General features: G+C 60.6%; 20 protein-coding genes and 1 tRNA gene. 14 read left to right on the top strand and 7 right to left on the bottom strand.

Annotated features, from left to right (window positions below):
• Positions 1-41 precede the first annotated feature (41 nt).
• Together ACB039_RS09720 and pepA are read right to left on the bottom strand one after the other, a co-directional pair.
• Positions 42-497, bottom strand: a complete 456-nt coding sequence (locus tag ACB039_RS09720) for a DNA polymerase III subunit chi (protein WP_371165551.1) — start codon at positions 495-497, stop codon at positions 42-44.
• A gap of 170 nt (positions 498-667) precedes the next feature.
• On the bottom strand, positions 668-2,179 hold the full coding sequence (gene pepA, locus ACB039_RS09715; RefSeq protein WP_041206455.1) for a leucyl aminopeptidase: 1,512 nt from the start codon (positions 2,177-2,179) through the stop codon (positions 668-670).
• A gap of 172 nt (positions 2,180-2,351) precedes the next feature.
• Here pepA and lptF point away from each other — a divergent pair, with 172 nt between their 5' ends.
• Positions 2,352-3,464 (top strand): LPS export ABC transporter permease LptF, encoded by a 1,113-nt coding sequence (gene lptF, locus ACB039_RS09710; RefSeq protein ID WP_005332438.1) that lies wholly within the window; start codon positions 2,352-2,354, stop codon positions 3,462-3,464.
• Positions 3,465-3,489: 25 nt separating this feature from the next.
• Positions 3,490-4,560, top strand: coding sequence for an LPS export ABC transporter permease LptG (gene lptG / locus ACB039_RS09705; RefSeq protein ID WP_041206454.1), 1,071 nt, complete (start codon positions 3,490-3,492; stop codon positions 4,558-4,560).
• Between the two features lie 83 nt (positions 4,561-4,643).
• Here the strand turns inward: lptG and ACB039_RS09700 are convergent, their stop codons facing one another.
• A complete protein-coding gene (locus ACB039_RS09700) occupies positions 4,644-5,162 on the bottom strand; it encodes an RDD family protein (RefSeq protein ID WP_005332441.1) in 519 nt (172 codons plus the stop codon).
• Positions 5,163-5,304: 142 nt separating this feature from the next.
• Here ACB039_RS09700 and ACB039_RS09695 point away from each other — a divergent pair.
• Positions 5,305-5,389: transfer RNA gene (locus ACB039_RS09695), tRNA-Leu, on the top strand.
• Between the two features lie 128 nt (positions 5,390-5,517).
• Here ACB039_RS09695 and ACB039_RS09690 read toward each other — a convergent pair.
• Complete coding sequence (locus ACB039_RS09690) at positions 5,518-5,709, bottom strand: hypothetical protein (RefSeq protein ID WP_197069655.1); 192 nt, start codon at positions 5,707-5,709, stop codon at positions 5,518-5,520.
• Between the two features lie 662 nt (positions 5,710-6,371).
• Between ACB039_RS09690 and amt the strand changes: the two genes are divergently transcribed.
• From amt to ACB039_RS09670, 4 genes are all read left to right on the top strand, one after another.
• Complete coding sequence (gene amt / locus ACB039_RS09685) at positions 6,372-7,799, top strand: ammonium transporter (RefSeq protein ID WP_005332207.1); 1,428 nt, start codon at positions 6,372-6,374, stop codon at positions 7,797-7,799.
• Positions 7,800-8,032: 233 nt separating this feature from the next.
• Positions 8,033-9,385: a 23S rRNA (uracil(1939)-C(5))-methyltransferase RlmD gene (gene rlmD / locus ACB039_RS09680; protein WP_042649963.1), complete on the top strand. Its 1,353-nt coding sequence runs from the start codon at positions 8,033-8,035 to the stop codon at positions 9,383-9,385.
• Between the two features lie 214 nt (positions 9,386-9,599).
• Positions 9,600-10,109, top strand: a complete 510-nt coding sequence (locus ACB039_RS09675) for a GNAT family N-acetyltransferase (RefSeq protein ID WP_171269508.1) — start codon at positions 9,600-9,602, stop codon at positions 10,107-10,109.
• A gap of 82 nt (positions 10,110-10,191) precedes the next feature.
• On the top strand, positions 10,192-10,374 hold the full coding sequence (locus ACB039_RS09670; protein ID WP_082030117.1) for a DUF5363 family protein: 183 nt from the start codon (positions 10,192-10,194) through the stop codon (positions 10,372-10,374).
• Here ACB039_RS09670 and tppF read toward each other — a convergent pair.
• Complete coding sequence (gene tppF, locus ACB039_RS09665) at positions 10,343-10,960, bottom strand: type IVa pilus pseudopilin TppF (protein ID WP_139751262.1); 618 nt, start codon at positions 10,958-10,960, stop codon at positions 10,343-10,345. The genes ACB039_RS09670 and tppF overlap by 32 nt on opposite strands.
• A gap of 40 nt (positions 10,961-11,000) precedes the next feature.
• Here tppF and ACB039_RS09660 point away from each other — a divergent pair, with 40 nt between their 5' ends.
• From ACB039_RS09660 to deoD, 7 genes are all read left to right on the top strand, one after another.
• Positions 11,001-11,792: a TatD family hydrolase gene (locus tag ACB039_RS09660; RefSeq protein WP_042649779.1), complete on the top strand. Its 792-nt coding sequence runs from the start codon at positions 11,001-11,003 to the stop codon at positions 11,790-11,792.
• Between the two features lie 209 nt (positions 11,793-12,001).
• Positions 12,002-13,276: a NupC/NupG family nucleoside CNT transporter gene (locus ACB039_RS09655; RefSeq protein ID WP_042649780.1), complete on the top strand. Its 1,275-nt coding sequence runs from the start codon at positions 12,002-12,004 to the stop codon at positions 13,274-13,276.
• 123 nt (positions 13,277-13,399) lie between these two features.
• On the top strand, positions 13,400-13,570 hold the full coding sequence (locus ACB039_RS09650; protein ID WP_005332215.1) for a XapX domain-containing protein: 171 nt from the start codon (positions 13,400-13,402) through the stop codon (positions 13,568-13,570).
• 390 nt (positions 13,571-13,960) lie between these two features.
• Positions 13,961-14,734 carry a deoxyribose-phosphate aldolase gene (gene deoC / locus ACB039_RS09645; protein WP_005332219.1) on the top strand — a complete coding sequence of 258 codons (774 nt, stop codon included), beginning with the start codon at positions 13,961-13,963 and terminating at the stop codon, positions 14,732-14,734.
• Between the two features lie 72 nt (positions 14,735-14,806).
• Complete coding sequence (deoA, locus tag ACB039_RS09640; protein ID WP_005332220.1) at positions 14,807-16,138, top strand: thymidine phosphorylase; 1,332 nt, start codon at positions 14,807-14,809, stop codon at positions 16,136-16,138.
• A 14-nt stretch (positions 16,139-16,152) separates the two neighbouring features.
• The gene (locus ACB039_RS09635) at positions 16,153-17,361 is read left to right on the top strand and encodes a phosphopentomutase (protein ID WP_317841886.1); all 1,209 of its coding nucleotides are present in this window, start codon (positions 16,153-16,155) and stop codon (positions 17,359-17,361) included.
• 77 nt (positions 17,362-17,438) lie between these two features.
• Positions 17,439-18,152 carry a purine-nucleoside phosphorylase gene (gene deoD, locus ACB039_RS09630; protein WP_005332225.1) on the top strand — a complete coding sequence of 238 codons (714 nt, stop codon included), beginning with the start codon at positions 17,439-17,441 and terminating at the stop codon, positions 18,150-18,152.
• 353 nt (positions 18,153-18,505) lie between these two features.
• Here the strand turns inward: deoD and ACB039_RS09625 are convergent, their stop codons facing one another.
• Together ACB039_RS09625 and ACB039_RS09620 are read right to left on the bottom strand one after the other, a co-directional pair.
• Entirely contained in the window at positions 18,506-19,447 is a 942-nt protein-coding gene (locus ACB039_RS09625; protein ID WP_081805783.1) for a DUF2950 domain-containing protein, read from the bottom strand.
• Positions 19,447-21,132 (bottom strand): DUF3300 domain-containing protein, encoded by a 1,686-nt coding sequence (locus ACB039_RS09620; protein WP_371165550.1) that lies wholly within the window; start codon positions 21,130-21,132, stop codon positions 19,447-19,449. The genes ACB039_RS09625 and ACB039_RS09620 overlap by 1 nt, the downstream gene beginning before the upstream one ends.
• Positions 21,133-21,437: the final 305 nt, after the last annotated feature.

Genomic DNA, 21,437 nt, shown 5'->3' with positions numbered 1-21,437 from the left:
GGAGTCTGGTGTTGAGTCGTCGTGGATCGAGGGTGGCGCAGTCAGGGCTGCGTCGGATCCGGTGCGGCAAGGACGGGCTGATCCCTCATTTCGAGGGTGTGGCCCGCCTGGCGATAGTGCTTGTAGCGCTCGCGGGCTTGCTGCTTTTGCGTTTCGTCAGTGGGGACAAAATCTACCACTTGAGCGAAGTGTCCTGCAAACAAAGGTGTCTGCTCTGCCAGGTTGATGAGGCGGGCATAGCGCCGTTTCGGTGGCTGATGGCCTATCTCCACCGGGGCCTGGCCGCTCTCCCCCTGCAACTGGTGCGGCACGAAACGATCCGGTGGCAGTTGCCACAAGAGCTCGTCCAGGCGCAGGGCCTGGGCCTCGTCGTTGCAAAACAGATAGAGGTGGCCGGCACTCCAGCCATCGGCCGCAAGCTGGCAGGCGAGCCGTTCGACCGCAGACGCCTGCGCGTCGTCCGGCTCACTCATCAGGTAAAAGGTCACTTGGCTCATCAGGTTGGTCCCGTTTGGCTGTGACGGACAGCGATTGGCCGTCTGCGGGGAGCCGTGCCAGGCACGCTCTTCCCGGATTCTCTCAATGAAACAAGGAAGAGGCAGGCCTCTTCCTTGTTGTACCGGGTCACTCCTCCCCGCCGCGCACAGGGTGCGGCGGGCGTGAGGAATCACTCCTTGTCTTCGACATCCGCCACGCCGGCTCGATTGAGCAGGAACTGGGTCAGCAGGGGCACGGGGCGACCGGTGGAGCCTTTATCCTTGCCGCTCTTCCAGGCGGTCCCTGCGATGTCGAGGTGAGCCCAGTTGTACTTCTTGGTGAAGCGCGACAGGAAGGCGGCGGCCGTGATGGTGCCAGCCGGACGGCCGCCTATGTTGGCCATGTCGGCGAACGGGCTCTCCAGCTGCTCCTGATACTCGTCGAACAGCGGCAGACGCCAGGCGCGATCGCCGGCCTGCTCGGAGGCGTTCAGCAGCTCGTGGGCCAAGGGGTTGTGGTTGGCCAGCAGGCCCGAGGTGTGGTGACCCAGGGCGATGATGCAGGCGCCGGTCAGGGTCGCCACGTCGATCACGGTTTCGGGATCGTAGCGGTCCACATAGGTGAGGGCATCGCACAGCACCAGGCGACCCTCGGCGTCGGTGTTGAGCACCTCGACGGTCTGGCCAGACATGGTGGTGAGGATGTCACCCGGGCGATAGGCGTTGCCGCCCGGCATGTTCTCGCAGCCTGCAAGCACGCCGATGACGTTGATGGGCAGCTGCAACTGGGCCAGGGCATGCATGGTGCCGAGCACGGAGGCGGCGCCGCCCATGTCGTACTTCATCTCGTCCATGCCGTCCGCCGGCTTGATGGAGATGCCACCAGAATCGAAGGTCAGCCCCTTGCCCACCAGCACGATGGGCTTGGCGTCGGCGTTGCCCTTGTATTCGATGATGGCCATCATGGCTTCGTTCTCGGAGCCGCGGGCCACCGCCAGGTAGGAGTTCATGCCGAGCTCGGCCATCTCCTGCTCGCCGATCACCTTGGTGGTGATATTGTCATAGGCATCCGCCAGACGGCGGGCCTGGGAGGCGAGGTAGGCCGGGTTGCAGACGTTGGGCGGCATGTTCGCCACGTCGCGGCATATGCGTACCCCTTTCGCCACGGCCAGGCCGTGGGTGATGGCGCGCTCGCCTATGGTCAGTTCCCGACGCGTCGGCACGTTGAATACCAGCTTGCGCAGCGGACGGCGAGGTTCGGCCTTGTTGGTCTTGAACTGATCGAAGCTGTAGAGGCCCGCCTTGGTGGTTTCTACCGCCTGGCGCACCTTCCAATAGGTATCCCGGCCCTTGACGTGCAGCTCGGTCAGGAAGCAGACCGCTTCCATGGACCCGGTCTCGTTCAGGGTGGTGATGGTCTTGTTGATGATCTGCTTGTACTGGCGTTCGTCGAGTTCCCGCTCCTTGCCGCACCCTACCAGCAGCACGCGCTCGCTGAGCACGCCCGGTACTTGATGCAGCAACAGCATCTGGCCTGGTTTGCCTTCCAGATCGCCGCGGCGCAGCAGCGAGCTGAGGTAGCCGTCGCTGATCTTGTCCAGCTGTTCGGCAACCGGAGAGAGGCGGCGAGGCTCAAAAACGCCGACCACGACGCAGGCGCTGCGTTGCTTCTCAGGACTGCCACTCTTTACACTGAACTCCATGGAATCTCCTACATCCTAAAGACAAAAGGCACCATTTATTGAATAATGCGGTGCTTGTTGGGGTATCAGAGGCGGAGCGAACAGCCACAGGCTCCGCAGTTCAAACTGGTAAAAATCCAATATAGGGCCCTATTTTTCAGGCATTCGACTAAAAACACAAGTTTACTTGGGAATGACTGTGATCGTTTTCCGATATTTGTTCAGGGAGACCCTGAAAACCCAGCTGGCGGTGCTGTTCGTACTGCTGCTTATCTTCGTCAGCCAGCAATTTATCCAGATCATCGGCGATGCTGCCGATGGTGAGGTGCCGACGCGCCTGGTTTCCACCCTGTTGCTGCTCAACCTGCCGAATATGGCCCTGTTGATGCTGCCTATCAGTCTGTTTTTAGCCATTCTGTTTGCTCACGGTCGTTTGTATGCGGAAAGCGAGATGACGGTGATGCATGCGGTAGGCTTCAGCCACCGCTTCGTGATGGGCAGTGCCCTGCTGCTGGCTCTGCTGACAGCAGCCGTCGCCGCATTCAATACCGGCTGGATCGCCCCCCAGGCCAAGGAGCGCGAGTATCAGGTGATCGACGAGTTCAAGGCCGATCCTGGCATCTCCTTCCTGCAGGCCGGCCGTTTCATGGAGCTCGACAAGGGGCGCCTGGTTGCCTACATCCAGGATCTGAACGACAAGGGATCCGAGTTGCAGAAGATCTTCGTGCTGCAGCGTGCCGAAGGGAGTTCGCCCCCTTCCGTGGTGGTGGCCAACGAGGGACAGGTGACCGCCGACAGCAATGGCCTGCAATGGCTGACTCTGAAGGACGGTTCCCGCTATGAAGGTCAGTTCACCGGCAAGCAGTTCCAGGTCTCCGAGTTCAGCGAATACAGCCTGGTAATCCGTCAGCAGGAGATGGAGCGCTCCAACCGCAAGGCGGCGGCCAAGCCGACCATGGCGCTGCTGGGTACCCAGGACAATCAGCTGATGGCCGAGCTGCAGTGGCGTCTGTCGCTGCCCTTCTCCATCCTGGTGCTCACTGTTCTGGTGGTGCCTCTGGCCCGGGTCAACCCCCGCCAGGGGCGTTACGCCAAACTGTTGCCGGCCATCCTGCTCTATCTCTCCTATTTCCTGCTGCTCAGTGCCGCCCGTTCAGCCATCGACAGCGGGCGTCTGCCTCACTGGCCAGGCATGTTCCTGGTGCCGCTGGTCTATCTGCTGCTGATCGGGGTGCCGCTCAACCTGCAGGGCACCAGTTGGTGGAACGGGGTCAAGGGTCACTTTTTCAAAGGCAAATCAGCATGATGCTGCAACATAGGAGTTTCTGTTGATGTTCGGCATTCTCGATAGATACATCGGCAGGGTCATCTTCATGTCGATCCTGCTGTGTGAACTGACCCTGGTCGGGCTGGCGGCGCTCATCAAATATGTGGAGCAGTTGAAAGCCGTGGGGGAGGGCAACTACGACATGCTCAACGCCCTCTATTTCGTACTGCTCTCCATGCCCAAGGAGGCGGTGCTGTTCTTCCCCCTGGCGGCCCTGCTGGGTGGCCTCATCGGCCTGGGGCAGCTCGCCACCAGCTCCGAGTTGGTGGTGATGCAGGCATCGGGTCGCTCCAAGATCAGCATCGTGATGGCGGCGCTCAAGACGGCGATCCCCCTGATGCTGCTGGTCGGTCTGATGGGCGAGTACGTCGCCCCGGCCGCCAAGCGGATGGCGGATGACATCAAGGCGGGTGCTATGTCGGAAGGGCGACTCACCGTCTCGGCCTACGGTGTCTGGGCACGGGATGGCAACAACTTCGTCAATATCAACGGGGTGCGCAACGACGGCGCCCTGACCGGCATCACACTGTATCGTTTTACTCCGTCCCGAGCCTTGATCGACGTGGTCCAGGCGCAGGAAGGGGTGTTCGAGCAGCATCACTGGCTGCTCAAGCAGGTGCACATCACCCGCTTCGACGATCCCAAGCAGATCCTGGACGAGAAACATGCCCAGATGCAGTGGCAGTCCGAGCTGACTCCCAAGCAGCTGGGGGTGGTGAGCATTGATCCCGAAAACCTGCCCATCTCGGGACTGCGGGATTACATCGGCTATCTGGACGCCAACAAGCAGGACGCAGGACGCTACAAGCTGGAGATGTGGCGCAAGCTGCTGTCGCCGCTGTCGGTGGTGGCCATGATACTGCTTGCGTCTTCCTTCATTTTCGGCCCGCTGCGCTCGGTGAGCATGGGGGCCAGGATGCTGATGGGGATCATGACCGGCTTCGCTGTCTATGTGAGCGATCGGGTATTCGGCCCGGTCAGCCTGGTGTATGCGGTACCGCCCATCCTGGCTGCCATTGCACCCAGCCTGCTGTTTGGTGGCATCTCCTTCTATATCCTGAGCCGCAAGCAGTGACACTGGCGGTGGTGTGAGACGACAAGAAACAAGAAGGGCACCCACTGGGTGCCCTTCTTGTTTCTCATCTCGTACTCGGCTGGTCACTTGTTCAGCTGCTCCAGGTTCTCCTGCTTGCTCAGCACCACCACTTCACATTCGGCCCAGATGTCCTGGAAGGCGCGGGGCCGTGCACGATTGAACACGCACATCAGGTTGCCGAGACCGAAGGCCGAGGTTGCGAGCCGGATCAGGGCCTGGGTGATACGAATGTTGCTGCCGTCCAGATTCTGGATGCGCAGACGCCAGGCTCGCATGCCGATGGTCTGGCCGGCGCGGGTCCAGAACCAGGTGTAGAAGCCGCAGATCACCAGGGCGAGCCAGGCGCTGTAGAGAGGGCTGGTGAGCAGCCAGGCCGCATCCTTGCCCTCCGGGACTGTCGCCATCCCGGTAGCCAGCAGCAGTTGCGCCACCCCCATGCCGATGAAACCGGCGATGATCAGCAAGGCGATGACCACCAGGTAGTCATAGAGCAGGGCACCCAGGCGCCGCAGCAGGCCGGCCGAAGGGTGCTGGTGCTGGGGGGGAGGCTGGAGAGAGGAGGGGGTCTTGCGCTTGGCCATGATGATTATTCCATTAATATGATGCGGGCATTCTATGTAACTGGCCGAACATCGGCAAGGCGTTGAATAATTGAGCAAACGGTGGCCGCGCAAGAAAAACACCTTGCATGGCAAAACGCCATTCGTATAATCCCTCGCAGTTGCCCGGGTGGCGAAATCGGTAGACGCAGCGGATTCAAAATCCGCCGTTGCAAGACGTGTCGGTTCGAGTCCGACCCCGGGCACCATCAACTAATTCATGATAAAAGGCCATCCTCGCGGATGGCCTTTTGTTTTTCAGCACTCGCGGCCTCTCAATCGATGCTCTGGCCGATCCGTCACAGCACGTTTGAGAGGTCGTAGGGACTGCACTCCTTCATGTGCCACGGCTTGGTGGCGATCTCCGTGACCCTGATGCCGTAACGGGGGTGATCTGGCTTTCCTCCCCGTGAGCCCACCAGGCGGCCACGTCCTTCATCAGGATGAGCATCATGAAGTGCTCGGCCAGCGCCTCGTGGTAATGGTCTTGCAGCAGGAAGCTCACCGCCCCGAAATGGAAATAGGCCACCCCTCGCCGTCGGAAGCCAGGGTGAAGCCGAGAACCTGATAGCACTGCCTGGAGAGGCTGATGTCGCGGGCAGGCACGAACGCCTTGATTTTGGGCATGGCGAGACAGGGTATAGGCTCCTCGTTCGGGTGACAGGGCAAACCTGGTCGCGCCGCTATGGTCAGGAAGATCGGGCTCAGACCAGATCAGGCGGCGAATCCCCCTCTACGCTCCCATCCTCTCCCTCAGATGGATGATGCCCAACCTACGCCATCATGTGACTTCGTCATGCAAAGGCGTTTCCCATTTGTTCAATAAATGAGCGCCATGGCCAGCCGGGCCCCCGTTGCCCCGGGATTTTTCCCGTTTGGTATGCCCAGGTGCCATCCTGGTGCAACGCCCGGCACTGCACAGCCGAAGTGCGCCTCCCTGCCTGATTGTGGGCGGGATGCGCCAATATGGTGCATCAGATCGCACAATCAAATTCAAGTGATTGAAAATAAAGAATTATATTTTCTGGCCTGCTTTATGCTTTAGATAAATCAGGTCGCCATGAAGAGCCCGCCGAGTCATGCCCGAGGGGGTGGCACGCTGGATGTGACGATGTGTGCAAGTGGCCAAGTTTGACATTCATATCAGGAAATGGACCCGGCCGGGTGCCGGGACGACAAGGAGAGGGCTGTATGTTCAAGAGACTCGTAGTGACTGGCCTGCTGGCGCTGAGCGCCACCATGGCCACCCCAGGTTGGGCAGAAGAGGTAGCCGCTCAGGCCGACGTGGTGCAGGCTGCCGCGACCGTGACCATCAACAAGGGAGACAACACCTGGTTGATGCTGGCGTCCGCCCTGGTGATCCTGATGTCCATCCCGGGGCTGGCCCTGTTCTACGGTGGCCTGGTACGCGCCAAGAACATGCTGAGTGTGCTGATGCAGGTGTTCACCCTGTTCTGCCTGATCACAGTGCTCTGGGTCATCTACGGCTATTCACTGACCTTCACCGAGGGGAACGCCTTTTACGGTTCGTTCGACAAGCTGCTGCTGGTCGGGGTGACCCCCGAGTCTATTGCCGCCACCTTCAGCAAAGGGGTGGGGATCAGCGAGTTCATCTATGTGGTGTTCCAGGGGGCCTTTGCCGCCATTACCTGCGGGCTCATCGTCGGTGCTTTCGCCGAGCGGATGAAGTTCTCGGCCGTGCTGCTGTTCGCCGTGATCTGGTTCACCTTCGCCTACATTCCGATGGCGCACATGGTGTGGTACTGGGCCGGTCCGGATGCTTACACGGATGCCGCCGCCGCCGAGGCTGCCGGTGCCACCGCAGGTTATCTGTTCCAGCACGGCGCCCTCGATTTCGCCGGCGGCACTGTGGTGCACATCAACGCGGCGGTCGCCGGTCTGGTCGGTGCCTTCATGGTCGGCAAGCGGGTTGGCTACGGTCGTGATCCCATGGCTCCCCACAGCCTGACCATGACCATGATTGGCGCCGCCCTGCTCTGGTTCGGCTGGTTCGGCTTCAACGCCGGCTCCGCGCTGGAAGCCAACGGCACGGCCGCCCTGGCCTTCGTCAACACCTGGTTGGCGCCGGCGGGTGCCGCGCTCTCCTGGACCTTGGCCGAATGGATGATGAAGGGTCGTCCCTCCCTGCTGGGCGCCGTGTCCGGTGCGGTGGCGGGCCTGGTGGCCATCACTCCTGCCGCCGGTTTCGTCGGTGTCGGTGGTGCCCTCATCATAGGCCTGCTGAGCGGTGTGGCCGGTCTGTGGGGCGTGCATGGCCTCAAGCGCCTGCTGGGGGCCGATGACAGCCTGGATGTGTTCGGCCTGCACGGGGTGTGCGGTATCCTGGGGGCCGTGTTGACCGGGGTGTTCGCCAGCCCGGATCTGGGTGGCACCGGGGTGTGGGACTATGTGACCAACCAGGTGGCCGAGGGCTATTCCATCCTGACCCAGGTGAAGATCCAGGTCATCGGTGTGCTGGTGACGGTGGCATGGACTGCCCTGGTCTCTGCCGTGGCCTACAAGCTGGTGGATCTGCTGATTGGCCTGCGGGTCAAGGAAGATGCCGAGCGGGAAGGGCTGGATGTCACCAGCCATGGGGAGAAAGCCTACAGCCTGTGATCCCCTCAGGCTCCCGTTGACCACCTGCCGCCGGCCTTGTCCGGCGGTTTTTTATGGCGACCCATGAGGCGCCCCCTATCCAGAGCCCCCTGATCCAGCCTGCCGTTATTTCCTTCAAGGGATGTTTTATGCCTGCAATTTGGCCGGATCTCCGCTAAACTCTGCCACCCTTTATTTGGGGTAGCCGGGTCAGCCCTGCTTCCACCCTTTCTTCTATGCCTTCGGAGCCGCTCATGCCGTTAGTGGGACACCAACATCAGATCGATATTCTGGAACTGACCGACAAGGGGGATGGCAAGGGTCGCCTGTTCGATCGCCCCCTGTTTGTCGAGGGTCTGCTGCCCGGTGAGCAGGCGCTGGTCGAGTTGACCGAGGTCAAGCCGAACTATCTGCACGGCAAGCTGGTCGAGCTGACCCAGCCGTCCGCCGACAGGGTTCCCGATTTCTGCCCCAACACCGAGTGCGGCGGCTGTCAGGTGCGCCCGCTGGCCTATCCGGCCCAGCTCAAGCTGAAACAATCTCTGGTGCAGAGCGCGCTGGAGCAGGTTGGGCTGGGTGAGACCCAGGTCAACCCCATCCTCGGCATGGACAGCCCCTTCGCCTACCGCAACAAGGCGCAGTACGCCGTGCGTGGCAGTGAGGCCGGCGCCGAGATCGGCTTCTATCGCAAGCACTCCCATGATCTCATCACCGCCGACGACTGCGCGGTGCAGGACTCCCTGCATGTGGAGCTCAATGCCCGGGTGCGCGGCTGGATGCGTGAGCACGACATTGCCGCCTATGACGAAGTGGCCCACACCGGCTGCGTGCGCAACCTGATGACCCGCAAGGGCTTCAAGAGCGGCGAGCTGATGGTGGTGCTGGTGACCCTGGGCGAGGAGCTGCCCTTCGAGGCCGAACTGCTGGCGGCCCTGAGGGATCTGCCCATCACTACCCTGGTGCAGAACATCAATGACGAGCGCACCAACCGCATCCTGGGGACGAGCAACCGCGTGCTGCTGGGGGAAGGAGTGATCCGCGACAAGATCCACGAGCTCGCGTTCGAGATCTCGCCGCTCTCCTTCTTCCAGAACAACCCGAGCCAGACCGATGTGCTCTACTCCAAGGCGCTGGAATACAGCGAGCTGACCGGCAACGAGACGGTGTTCGACATCTACTGCGGCATCGGCACCATCTCCCTGTTCCTGGCTGGCAAGGCCGCCAAGGTGGTGGGCATCGAGTCGGTGGAGAGCGCCATCAGCGATGCCCGTCGCAACGCAGATCTCAACGGCATAGAGCACACCGAATTCCACGTGGGCAAGGCCGAGCAACTGATGCCCGAGCTGCACGCCCAGGGCGTGACTGCCGATGTGGTGGTGATGGATCCGCCCCGCAAGGGCTGTGACAAGGCGGTGCTGCAGACCCTGGTCGGCATGGCGCCGCGCCGGCTGGTCTATGTCTCCTGCAACCCCCAGACCCTGGCCCGGGATCTCGCCTGGCTGGTCAAGCAGGGCTTCGTGCTGGACGAGGTGCAGCCGGTGGACATGTTCCCGCACTCCATGCACGTGGAAGCGGTCGCCCGCCTGAGCCTGCCGGCCAAAGCCTGAGCGGGCATTGGTGTGGAGAGATTGACATGTTCCTCCTCCATGCCATGCACGTGGAAGCGGTCGCTCGTCTGAGCCTGCCAGAGAAAGCCTGATCGGGCTGCTGCGCCATAAGGGCATGGCATTAGCCAGATGGCTCTGATAAAAACGACTCCAAATGGAGTCGTTTTTTTATGGCTGTGGACCGGCATGGCAACCAGTCAGGGAGAGCGGGGTGATGATTCGTTTGGCGGACGTGGAGGATGCAGCTGCGCTGGATCACTTCTTTGGGCAGCTGGATCGGGAGACCGGCTTCATGCTCTATGAGGTGGGGGAGCGACCCTCAAATATCGAGGGGCAGCGCCAGCGGCTCGAGGCCATGGCGGCGGTCCCCAATCAGGCCATGTGGCTGCTGGTGCTGGCCGGAGAGGTGCAGGGGTTTGCCGTGCTCATCGGCGGCGGCCTGGCGCGCAACCGGCACTGCGCCCAGGTGGTGATGGGATTGCGGTCGAGTGCGCGCGGCCAGGGCTGGGGCGAGCGGCTGCTGCGTACCCTGATCGCGAGTGCACCGGATTGCGGCATCAGCAGACTGGAGCTGGGGGTGATGGCTCATAACGAGGTGGCTCATTCACTTTATCGCAAGTGCGGTTTCATGGATGAGGGGCTGCGGCGGCAGGCGTATCGGCTGGACGAGGGCTATGTCGACGAGATCAGCATGGGGCTGCTATTGCCGCCCACTACACCATAGCGCCGCTGGACCCGTGATGCTGGCCCGGCGCACACGATTCGGGCAGGCTGTAGCGGGAGGATAATAGAGACGAGGAGGACCCATGAAGGGGATTTTGCTGCGTTGGCTGGCTCGCTACGATGCCTGGTGCCAGGAGTGGGGACTCACTCCGGAGAACCGGCGCTGCTGCGTGCCGGTGCGTTATGACGAAGACGAGCAGGAGGAGCCGACGTCGGAGGGCGATGCCTCGCCACTCAATCAAAATTGCGCGTCACGGCCCCGGTAACGCTGTTGTACTCAAATCCCAACCCGTCCGGATAAGCGGGGAAGCGGCCGATGGAGTCACGCAGGGTATAGCGGCAGTTGCTGTGTTCTAGGCCTCCAGCCTCTGTTTGATCGTATGCAGGGATGAGTTGCGAAATATAATCTGGTTCGGCACCTGTTTTATCTTCATCCGCCACTGTTTGTTCTGTATCGAGTAGTCCGGTGAAGAGAAGCTCGCAGTCTGCTCTGCTGTTGACAGATATTTCATTGCTTTTTCCGCCAGGGAAAATGGTGTCAATCCCCATACTAGGTCGATTTTCATCGGTCCCTACTGGCCAGCCATAGTGGTTGATGTCGAGATCCTGCTTGCCCATGCCGCTAAAGTTATAGAGTGCCAGCGGATCTCCCTTCACCTTGACCGCCCAGCCCGCATGGGCGAGTTGCACGGCGCTGGCAAAACCGCCCGCGGTCGCCGAGACGCTGCTCTTGAGCCCGTCGTCCTGGATATTGATGAAGCGGGGCAGGGCGGTGACTGCGAGTATGGCCAGCACGACGATGACCAGTACCAGTTCGAGCAGGGTAAAGCCGTAGGAAAGGTGTTTTGGCATGGAATCAACCCATTGAGTACGACAAACAGGTAAGCGCGACATGGAACTGATAGACACCCACTGCCACCTGGATTTTCCGGTGTTCGATGACGATCGGGAGGCATTGCTGGCCCAGTGGCGCCAGCTGGGGGTGGGCGAGTATATCATCCCCGCCGTGGGAGAGGAAAACTGGGGGCGCGTGATGGCGCTGGCCGAGCACCATCAAGGCATTCGTTATGGTCTGGGGGTGCATCCCTGGTATGTGGGGGCCCAGACGGAGGGGGCGCTGGCAAGGCTGGAGGCCTTGCTGGCGGGCAAGCCCAGGGGGCTGGTGGCCATCGGCGAATGCGGGCTGGACTTGCGCACCCAGGTGCCCCAGGAGGGGCAACTCGCGCTGTTAGAGGCTCAAGTGAGGCTGGCCATGGCTCATGATCTGCCCCTCATCGTCCACTCGGTGCGGGCCAACGACACGGTGGCCAAGATCCTGCGGCGCTTCAAACCGGCGCGAGGCGGTGTCATTCACGCCTTCAGCGGCTCCCTGCATCAGGCCGAGGCGTTCTGGCAACTGGGTTTCAGGCTGGGGATCGGAGGTGTCATCAGCTATGAGCGGGCCAACAAGACCCGGGAGGCGATCCGCGCCATGCCGCTGGAGGCCTTGTTGCTGGAAACCGATGCCCCCGACATGCCGCTGCAGGGGCGCCAGGGGGAGATCAACACCCCGGCCAGCCTGCCGACCATAGCCCTGCTGTTGGCGCAATTACGGCAGCAACCGCTGGCGGATGTTATTTCGGTGTTACATGAATCCACTCTGCGGCTTTTCCCGCGTGCGACCATGAATTTAACAGCGGATTAACGACTGATGCCGGTGTGATAAAAAACAGGACCCATAAAAATCGTTTGCGGTCTAATTAAACGACGTTCAGCCCATTTCAGGCTTATAAAATGTGACCAGTATTCTATTTTGTCGCACCGTAATTAGTATAATGCGCACCCTTGATTAGCGGCTTTCATACACAAAACGTTAACAAGCTGGCAGGTGCTACCAAAGAGGAAGTGTTAATAATGAATCTGATAATGGGTCTGGTGGGGATGGCAACGCTCATCCTTATCGCGGTGCTGTTCTCCAGCAATCGCAAGGCAATCAAAATTCGTACCGTGGGCGGTGCCTTTGCCATTCAGGCAGGCCTGGGTGCCTTCGTGCTGTATGTCCCGGTTGGCCGGGATATTCTGGTGAGCGTGTCCAACGCCGTCTCCAGCGTCATCGGTTATGGTCAGAACGGCATCGAATTCCTGTTCGGTGGTCTGGTCAGCAACAAGATGTTCGAAGTGTTCGGTGGCGGTGGTTTCATCTTCGCCTTCCGTGTCCTGCCCGTCATCATCTTCTTCTCTTCCCTGATCGCTGTTCTTTATTACCTCGGCATCATGCAGTGGGTGATCAAGCTGCTGGGTGGTGGTCTGCAGAAGGTGCTGGGTACCTCCCGTACCGAATCCCTGTCTGCCACTGCCAACATCTTCGTCGGCCAGACTGAAGCCCCGCTGGTGGTGCGTCCCTTCATCTCCAAGATGACCGACTCCGAGCTGTTCGCCGTCATGTGTGGTGGCCTGGCCTCCGTTGCCGGCTCCGTGCTGGCCGGTTACGCCTCCATGGGCGTCAAGATGGAATACCTGATCGCCGCCTCCTTCATGGCTGCCCCGGGTGGTCTGCTGTTCGCCAAGCTGCTGGTACCGGAAACCGAGACCCCGAGCTACGACGAGAACTCTGCCGATGGCGATCTGGACGACAAGCCTGCCAACGTGATCGACGCCGCCGCTGCCGGTGCCTCCGCCGGTCTGCAGCTGGCCCTGAACGTGGGTGCCATGCTGCTGGCCTTCATCGGCCTCATCGCCATGATCAACGGCATCTTCTCCGGCGTGGGTGGCTGGTTCGGCATGCCTGAGCTCTCCCTGGAGCTGCTGCTGGGCTGGTTGTTCTCCCCGCTGGCCTTCCTGATCGGTGTGCCCTGGAGCGAAGCCGTCGTGGCCGGTTCCTTCATCGGTCAGAAGCTGGTAGTGAACGAGTTCGTGGCTTACCTGAACTTCGCTCCCTACCTGAAGGATGAAGTGCTGATCAACGGCGTGGCCATGTCCGACCACACCAAGGCCATCATCTCCTTCGCCCTGTGCGGCTTCGCCAACCTGTCCTCCGTTGCCATCCTGCTGGGTGGTCTGGGGTCCATGGCGCCGAACCGTCGCGGCACCATCGCCAAGTTCGGTCTGAAGGCCGTGCTGGCCGGCTCTCTGTCCAACCTGATGTCTGCCACCATCGCAGGCTTCTTCTTGGCACTGACAGCCATGTAATGCTTGTCTGACAGACAAGTTGAAACGAGCGCCACAGCGAAAAGCTGTGGCGTTCTCGTTTGGGGCGGTGACAACCGTTTTCCTTTCTAGACTAATAATAAAATGAGTCAAATCGGAGGTTTTATGAATGAAGTGCTACTGGCGATTGCTGCCGGCTTTATCGTTGGCGTGTTGTTTTCTTTCCTCAAGTTGCCGATCCCGGCACCTCCCGTTCTGTCCGGGGTAATGGGGATTGTGGGGGTCTATCTGGGGGGGATTGCCTACTCCTGGATCCTGACCCGCTTCTTCTCTTAAGCACCTACCAGTGCTGGATTTGCCGGGTGTGAGGTACCTCTGAAATTGGCAAATCCGGCTTGCAAACAAGGGGTATCTCGGCTGAAATAGGCGATGCCAGCAGGGTGCTGGCATTGACTAATGCCCACATGAAGTGGGTGTTGGCGGTCAAATGGAATTGATTGGGAAGTCGGGTCTGCGGTTGTCGGCCTTTCTCAAGTCTTCATGGAACCAAGTCCGCACTTTTGTAAGAAAGTGACAGGGCTCTTGCCTTATTTGCAGCCGTATTGCCTGTGCATTTGCGCTGTAATTCCATATCCCGTTCGTCCGGGATCTTCTCTTGCCGATCCTGAGTGTTCGCTGGAGGTTGATCGTGGGTGGGGGGACTTATCGAGACTTTGGAGACATAGCATGACTGATCTGAAACTGGCCGCTCAACGCGCCCTGAACCTGATGGACCTGACCACCCTGAACGATGACGACACCGATCAGAAGGTCATCGACCTGTGCCGCAAGGCCAAGTCTCCGGCTGGCCTCACCGCCGCCGTCTGCATCTATCCCCGTTTCATCCCCATCGCTCGCAAAACCCTGCGTGAGATCGGTGCTGCCGACGTGCGCATCGCCACCGTGACCAACTTCCCTCACGGTAACGACGACATCGAGATCGCCGTGGCCGAGACTCGCGCCGCCGTCGCCTACGGTGCCGATGAAGTGGACGTGGTGTTCCCGTACCGCGCCTTCATGGCCGGCAATGAACAGGTCGGCTTCGATCTGGTCAAAGCTTGTAAGGAAGCCTGTGGCGACAAGGTGCTGCTGAAAGTGATCATCGAGACCGGCGAGTTGAAGGAAGAGGCGCTGATCCGTCGCGCCTCCGAGATCTCCATCGACGCTGGTGCCGACTTCATCAAGACCTCTACCGGCAAGGTACCGGTCAATGCGACCCCGGAAGCTGCCCGCATCATGATGGAAGTGATCAAGGCCAAGAACCCGAAGGTGGGCTTCAAGCCTGCCGGTGGCGTGAAAGACGCAGCCGTTGCCGGTCAGTACTTGGCCATGGCAGAAGAGATCTTGGGCAAGGAGTGGGTCTCCCCGCGCACCTTCCGCTTCGGCGCTTCCAGCCTGCTGGCCAGCCTGCTGGCGACCCTGGGCCACGGCGACAAGCCGGCCAACACCAGCGGTTACTAAGCGGTGACAGGGGGCGGCACGCCGTCCCCTGTTCGGTCTGTGTTCGTGCACGGCGCACGGAGGGAATGAAAGATGTTTTTGCCTCAAGAAATCATTCGCAAGAAGCGCAACGGTGAAGCGCTCAGTACCCAAGAGATTCAATTCTTCGTCCAGGGCATTACCAACAACACCATAGGCGAGGGCCAGATTGCGGCGCTGGCCATGGCTGTTTACTTCAAAGACATGACCATGGATGAGCGGGTGGCCCTGACCTGCGCCATGCGCGACTCCGGCATGGTGCTGACCTGGGATCATCTGAACCTGGGGGGACCCATCGTCGACAAGCACTCCACCGGTGGTGTGGGTGATGTGGTCTCCCTGATGCTCGGTCCCATGGTCGCCGCCTGCGGTGGCTTCGTGCCCATGATCTCCGGCCGTGGCCTGGGCCACACCGGCGGTACCCTGGACAAGCTGGATGCCATCCCCGGCTACCAGACCTCGGTCGACAACGATCGCTTCCTGAAAGTGGTGAAAGAGGCCGGCGTGGCCATCATAGGTCAGACCGGCGATCTCGCCCCGGCCGACAAGCGTATCTATGCGGTACGGGACATCACGGCCACCGTCGAATCCATCGCCATGATCACCGGCTCCATCCTCTCCAAGAAGCTCGCCTCCGGGCTGGAAGCCCTGGTGATGGATGTCAAGGTGGGCTCAGGCGCCTTTATGCCGACCTTCGAAGCATCTGAGGAGCTGGCCAAGAGCATAGTCGCCGTGGCCAACGGTGCCGGCTGCCGCACCTCGGCGCTGCTCACCGACATGAACCAGGTACTGGCCTCCAGCGCTGGCAACGCGGTGGAAGTGCGCGAGGCGGTACGCTACCTGACCGGTGAGTATCGCAACCCGCGCATCCACGAAGTGACCCTGGCGCTGTGTGCCGAGATGCTGATCTCCGCGGGCCTCGCCAGCGATGAGCATGACGCCCGTGCCAAGTTGCAGGCAGTGCTGGACAACGGCAAGGCTGCCGAGATCTTCGGTCGTATGGTGACCGGCCTCGGTGGTCCGGCGGACTTCATGGAGCGTTACGACAGCTATTTGCCCAAGGCTGGCATAGTGCGCCCCGTGTATGCCGCGCAGAGCGGCTTCGTGACCGCCATGGATACCCGCGAACTGGGCCTGGCCGTGGTCGCCATGGGCGGTGGTCGCCGCGCTGCGGGGGACAAACTCGATTATGCGGTCGGTCTGACCGACTTTATCCGCCTGGGGCAGAGCGTCGAGGCTGACAAGCCGCTCGCGCTGATCCACGCTCAGACAGAAGCTCAATTTGCCGAGGCCGCCCGCATGGTGCAGGCAGCCGTCAAGATCGGTGACACTCGACCCCAGGCACTGCCCGAGGTTTACCGTCGCATCGGTCTGGCCGATTTGTAACAAGGGGAAGACCCATGAAACGTACCTTTATTCTGATGATGGACTCCTTCGGTATTGGCGCTGCCGCCGATGCCGAGAAGTTCGGAGATGTGGGCGCCAACACCCTTGGCCATATCGCCAAGGCCTGCGCCGCCGGTGAGATCGAAGGCCGTGGCGCCCTCAACCTGCCCAACCTCAACAAGCTGGGCCTGGGCCACGCGGGGGAGCAGGCTTCCGGCTACTTCCCGGCTGGCTTGAAGAAGGATATCGAGGTGGTCGGTGCCTACGGCTTCGCCCAGGAGCTCTCCTCCGGCAAGGACACCCCGTCCGGTCACTGGGAGATCGCCGGTGTGCCCGTGCTGTTCGAGTGGGGTTACTTCCACGATCACCACAACAGCTTCCCACAGGCGCTGCTGGACGCCATCGTCGAGAAGGCCGGTCTGCCGGGCTACCTCGGCAACTGCCATGCCTCCGGCACCCAGGTGCTGGACGACCTGGGCGAAGAGCACATGCGTACCGGCAAGCCCATTCTCTACACCTCTGCCGACTCCGTGTTCCAGATCGCCTGCCACGAAGAGACCTACGGCCTCGAGAAGCTCTATGAGTTGTGCCACATAGTGCGTGAGCTGCTGGAGCCCTACAACATAGGCCGCGTCATCGCCCGTCCGTTCGTGGGCAGCGGCAAGGGCAACTTCAAGCGCACCGGCAACCGTCACGATTACTCAGTGCTGCCGCCGGCGCCGACCGTGCTGGACTACATGAAGGATGCGGGTGGCCAGGTGGTCTCCATCGGCAAGATCGCCGACATCTATGCCCAGCAAGGCATCACCAAGCAGGTGAAGGGCACCGGCCTGATCGAGCTGTGGGACAGAACCCTGGAAGAGGTGAAGGCGGCTGGTGACAACACCATCGTCTTCACCAACTTCGTGGACTTCGACTCCTCCTACGGCCACCGTCGTGACGTCAAGGGCTATGCCGATGCGCTTGAGTATTTCGACTCCCGCCTGCCGGAGCTGTTCGAGATACTGCAAGATGGCGATGTGGTGGTGTTGACCGCCGACCATGGCTGCGATCCGACCTGGAATGGCACCGATCACACCCGTGAATACATCCCCGTGCTGTTCTACGGCAAGCCGGTCAAGGCCGGTTCCGTCGGCCGCCGCGAGACCTTCGCCGATATCGGCCAGAGCATAGCGACCTATCACGGTCTGCCCAAGCTGCAATACGGCACCAGTTTCCTGTAACTTACCCGCCCGCCACTCCGGCGGCGGGCAATTTTATAAAACAATAAAACTCAACCTAGTGTGAAGGAATCAAGAGAATGGCAACTCCTCATATCAATGCGAAAGATGGCGCCTTTGCGGATACCGTGCTGATGCCAGGGGATCCCCTGCGTGCCAAGTACATCGCCGAAACCTTCCTGGAGAACGTCGAGCAGGTGTGTGACGTGCGCAGCATGCTCGGCTTCACCGGCACCTACAAGGGCCGTCGCATCTCCGTCATGGGCCACGGCATGGGCATCCCGTCCTGCTCCATCTACGCCACCGAGCTCATCAAGGACTATGGCGTGAAGACCCTGATCCGCGTGGGCTCCTGCGGCGCCGTGCGTGAAGACGTGAAACTGCGTGACGTGGTGATCGGCATGGGTGCCTGCACCGACTCCAAGGTCAACCGCCTGCGCTTCAAGGATCACGACTTCGCGGCCATCGCCGACTTCGGTCTGGTGGCCAATGCCGTGCAAGCCGCCAAGAACAAGGGTGTGGCCGTGCGCGTGGGCAACATCTTCTCCGCCGACCTGTTCTACACCCCGGATCCTTCCATGTTTGACGTGATGGAAAAATACGGCATCCTGGGTGTCGAGATGGAAGCCGCCGGTATCTACGGCGTGGCCGCAGAGTACGGTGCCAAGGCACTGACCATCTGCACCGTCTCCGATCACATCCGTACCGGTGAGCAGACCACCTCCGAAGAGCGTCAGCTGACCTTCAACGACATGATCGAAATCGCACTGGACTCCGTGCTGCTGGGCGACTGATCCCGCGGCTTCGGCTCCATGCAAAACGGCGACCTTGGGTCGCCGTTTTTTATGCCTAATTGGGGAAGGAAGCCCGGAGGGCTGGGTGTGTCGTTTATCCTTTCTGGCCGCCCACCACGAGAGCAACACCATGAAACGACGGCATATTCTGACTCAGCGGCGCTTCATTCTGATGCCGAACATCGCGTGGGCCAGCGAGAGGTGAGGCAAGGGTTGGCAGATCCGCAGATCGACAACGATGTCCTTTCTGTTGGCCGATGACGGAACCTGCTGGCCCCGCATCACCTCCTGTGATCTCAATCACGCCGCGCTCGCCATGCTAGTCGCCAAGATCCAGTGGTAGATAAAGAACCCTAATCACCTTCTTCGCTAACCACCAGCGACCAGCTCTTGTCGGGATCGAACAGCTGGATCGCCTCAACGACAGTTGCCGTTTCGGCGCCGAGATCCTTTTGGTAAACCCGCCCCTCGTGATTCACCATGAAGGTCATCACCCCGCTGTTGGCATAATCGGCTGGCCAGGCGATCAGGGCGACACCGTCTCTCAATTGTCCTTCGACAAAGTACTCTTTACTCCCCCCATTGGCTGCGGCCCCTTGGGCATACAGGATACGGTAGTAGTAGCCATGATAGGGTGTGCGTTGACCGACCACGGTCTTGTAGCCCTCTGCCGCGGCACTGACGACCTCCTCTCCGGCCGGGCTTGCTGGTTCCCCCTCGCCTACAGGCCAATAGAGTCCATTTTGTTGTCCTGCATCACTACGCAGTTTTGCCGCAAAGAGCCCCGCAGTTTGGCCATCATGCCCCATGGCGGCGTATTCTATCTGCGCGTCGATAAAGCCACGGCACACCGCAATCGCCCCCAGCTCATTGCGACCGATGCGGCGATAGGCGATCTCTTTGGCACCGGCGGCACCATCGAGATACCACTTGCCATCTGCGGCCACGAGGGGGATGGGCAGTGGCCAATCCGACTCCCCCACGACCAGTATCATTTTATCCTTACCTTCGGCCATCAGTTGGTGCTTGCTCTTGAAGCTCGCGACGAAGGCGGTGCGATCATTGGCATCGGCCACCTCATCCCCCGAGGTAATGGCCTCCTCACTATTTTCGCCGAGCAACAGCGTCAGTGCGGTGACATCATTCCGCTCCAGGGCCGAGATCAGGGCCTGCACCGCTTCATCCGGGGTGGCGAAGGTACGCTGTGCCATGGCGCTTGCGTCGCAGGCAACGGTCAGAGCCAGCAGGGCCAAACCCCATGAGGGGGCCCAACTCCATTTCAACAAACGCTTCATTATCGCGTACTCCGTCTGGGTTGAGTGGTGCGCCCGGCACGCGCGCTGCTAGCCACACTTTCACGCCCACGTTGGCTGGCGGCGCGCTCGGTTCTACCCGAATTCTGTACCCCTTGGAAGGCACTCTTTGAGGCAACAGGTGCTCTGCGCGTCGCCGTCTGTGCTGTGCTCTTGCTGTGAGTGGCGCGTGGCTGGACATAGCCGCGATCACGGGCTCCTGCGGTCTGTGGCGTGATTTGCTGCCGCCTGACTTTGTCTCCTGCGTAGTCGCCCTGGCGCGGCGTGCGTTGGGCCACATTTGCTTCCCTGTTTGCCTGTCTGACGTCGCGCGTCACCTTGGCATTGTCGCTCTTGGGTTGGCGGTTGGCTCCCGCATAGGTTCCCTTCGGCGCGGTGACGCGAGCTTCTCTGTTCACCTCATTGACAGCGCGCGGGGCGCCAGCGTATGCGCCTTCAGGCTGGCGATTGATCCCTGCATAACTCCCCTTCGGTGTGATATCTCGCTGGACCGCCCCTGCCGCGTTATTCTGCGAGCGTTGTCCCAGGGGAGCCAGCTCAGGGCGGTTGGGGCGCACCGCCGTGATGGGGCTGTCGGCTTGGCGCAGGTAGTTATTGGGGCCGCGCTCAAACTTGTTGAAGTAATCGTTCCCCTTGGCGTTGATATAAATATTGTTGTTGGAGCCCCGCTGATAGTTGACCGGACGGTTGTACCCGCTGGTGGGACGGAATCCATTACCATAGTTGGGGTTATAACGATAGGGGGCATAACCGCTGGGATAATCTGATCCCCACCTAGGGTAATAATAATCGCCCTCATCATCGTCGTTGAAGACCTCGTTGACCAGCATGCCCGCGCCAAAGGCGAGCAAGCCCGTCAAGACCATATCACCGCGGTCGTATTCATCATCGTTGTCGTGATCGTCATGTTCCACCACTGTCGTGGTCGTTGTCGCAGGCACGGTCGTTGTCGTGGTTGCTGTGGTCACCGGTGCGGGAGCTGGCCCGGCAGCTGGCGGGCTATAGACAGCGCTCGGGTCGTATTGTGGGACATAAACGACGTCAGGGTTGGCTGGCGCAATGGTGACGATCTGCTGATTGTTCTGCTCATCCTTGGCCACTTTCATCTGCTCCGAGTCTTTCAGGTTGCCGACCTCCATCGCTTGTTGACGCAGGCGCTGAACGGCTGCCAGTACGCCCGGCTCATCAGCCAGGAAGGCACTGCCCAACTCGGTCGTCCAATCCATCTTCAAGCACATCATGTCCATGACGGTCGGGAAGTGCATCAGCGACATGGTGGGCGGCGTAAAGCCCAGCGGCGCAATGGCGGCGGTCAGCTCTTTCCCTTTGAGATCGGGGTGGGCGACCAGCCAGTTGCCGGCATCGAGCACCTCTTGCGGATTGGTGGCGCTGGCCAACACCTGAGACAATACCGCATCAGGGTAAAGCGCTACGGGCGCAAGCAGGGTCTCGAGCGCCTCCGGGGTATATGTCGATGCAGGTGCGTTAACGGGCTGCCCTTGCGGTGCGACCGCAGGGCTGGCATCACTGGTTGGGTTGGCAGCAGAGGCTACGTTGGGCGGAACACTTTGCGTGACGGGGGGGGGCTCCTCTTTACAGGCAGCCAATACCGTGCCGAGGGCAATCACGGCCGCCAACACGCTACGGCGAAATAGGGGTTGCTTCATGACCTTGTTTCCTTCTGCTGGAGTGGCTGATGCGCCTCTTGCCTGAAGATGTCTACAAACGTTGTATCTCATTGCATTCAATGCGGGCGTCTCATACCGAAAACATAAACCACTAATCGAGATCACACCCCAAACCGGCTGGAAAGGTGTGAAAAATTCGTTTGCTTCAGTCTCAAGCTACGCCTGAACCCCAGGATGTCACCAAAGTCAGGTGGGCAGACCTGAGAAGTTAAGGGCTATGGGATACCGCCTTCGGTGGGCTTGAGATTCAATCAATGTACTTGGGGATGGAGAAGAACTAGGCG

Source organism: Aeromonas sp. S2(2024) (assembly GCF_041402505.1).
Classification (GTDB): Bacteria; Pseudomonadota; Gammaproteobacteria; order Enterobacterales; family Aeromonadaceae; genus Aeromonas; species Aeromonas media.
This window is presented reverse-complemented; position numbering and strand designations above follow the sequence as displayed.

What these genes read in the sequence shown, in the direction of transcription:
- ACB039_RS09720 (WP_371165551.1), bottom strand. Translation starts at nt 497, where the DNA reads ATGAGCCAAGTGACCTTTTACCTGATGAGTGAGCCGGACGACGCGCAG.
- pepA (WP_041206455.1), bottom strand. Translation starts at nt 2,179, where the DNA reads ATGGAGTTCAGTGTAAAGAGTGGCAGTCCTGAGAAGCAACGCAGCGCC.
- lptF (WP_005332438.1), top strand. Translation starts at nt 2,352, where the DNA reads ATGACTGTGATCGTTTTCCGATATTTGTTCAGGGAGACCCTGAAAACC.
- lptG (WP_041206454.1), top strand. Translation starts at nt 3,490, where the DNA reads ATGTTCGGCATTCTCGATAGATACATCGGCAGGGTCATCTTCATGTCG.
- ACB039_RS09700 (WP_005332441.1), bottom strand. Translation starts at nt 5,162, where the DNA reads ATGGCCAAGCGCAAGACCCCCTCCTCTCTCCAGCCTCCCCCCCAGCAC.
- amt (WP_005332207.1), top strand. Translation starts at nt 6,372, where the DNA reads ATGTTCAAGAGACTCGTAGTGACTGGCCTGCTGGCGCTGAGCGCCACC.
- rlmD (WP_042649963.1), top strand. Translation starts at nt 8,033, where the DNA reads ATGCCGTTAGTGGGACACCAACATCAGATCGATATTCTGGAACTGACC.
- ACB039_RS09675 (WP_171269508.1), top strand. Translation starts at nt 9,600, where the DNA reads ATGATTCGTTTGGCGGACGTGGAGGATGCAGCTGCGCTGGATCACTTC.
- ACB039_RS09670 (WP_082030117.1), top strand. Translation starts at nt 10,192, where the DNA reads ATGAAGGGGATTTTGCTGCGTTGGCTGGCTCGCTACGATGCCTGGTGC.
- tppF (WP_139751262.1), bottom strand. Translation starts at nt 10,960, where the DNA reads ATGCCAAAACACCTTTCCTACGGCTTTACCCTGCTCGAACTGGTACTG.
- ACB039_RS09660 (WP_042649779.1), top strand. Translation starts at nt 11,001, where the DNA reads ATGGAACTGATAGACACCCACTGCCACCTGGATTTTCCGGTGTTCGAT.
- ACB039_RS09655 (WP_042649780.1), top strand. Translation starts at nt 12,002, where the DNA reads ATGAATCTGATAATGGGTCTGGTGGGGATGGCAACGCTCATCCTTATC.
- ACB039_RS09650 (WP_005332215.1), top strand. Translation starts at nt 13,400, where the DNA reads ATGAATGAAGTGCTACTGGCGATTGCTGCCGGCTTTATCGTTGGCGTG.
- deoC (WP_005332219.1), top strand. Translation starts at nt 13,961, where the DNA reads ATGACTGATCTGAAACTGGCCGCTCAACGCGCCCTGAACCTGATGGAC.
- deoA (WP_005332220.1), top strand. Translation starts at nt 14,807, where the DNA reads ATGTTTTTGCCTCAAGAAATCATTCGCAAGAAGCGCAACGGTGAAGCG.
- ACB039_RS09635 (WP_317841886.1), top strand. Translation starts at nt 16,153, where the DNA reads ATGAAACGTACCTTTATTCTGATGATGGACTCCTTCGGTATTGGCGCT.
- deoD (WP_005332225.1), top strand. Translation starts at nt 17,439, where the DNA reads ATGGCAACTCCTCATATCAATGCGAAAGATGGCGCCTTTGCGGATACC.
- ACB039_RS09625 (WP_081805783.1), bottom strand. Translation starts at nt 19,447, where the DNA reads ATGAAGCGTTTGTTGAAATGGAGTTGGGCCCCCTCATGGGGTTTGGCC.
- ACB039_RS09620 (WP_371165550.1), bottom strand. Translation starts at nt 21,132, where the DNA reads ATGAAGCAACCCCTATTTCGCCGTAGCGTGTTGGCGGCCGTGATTGCC.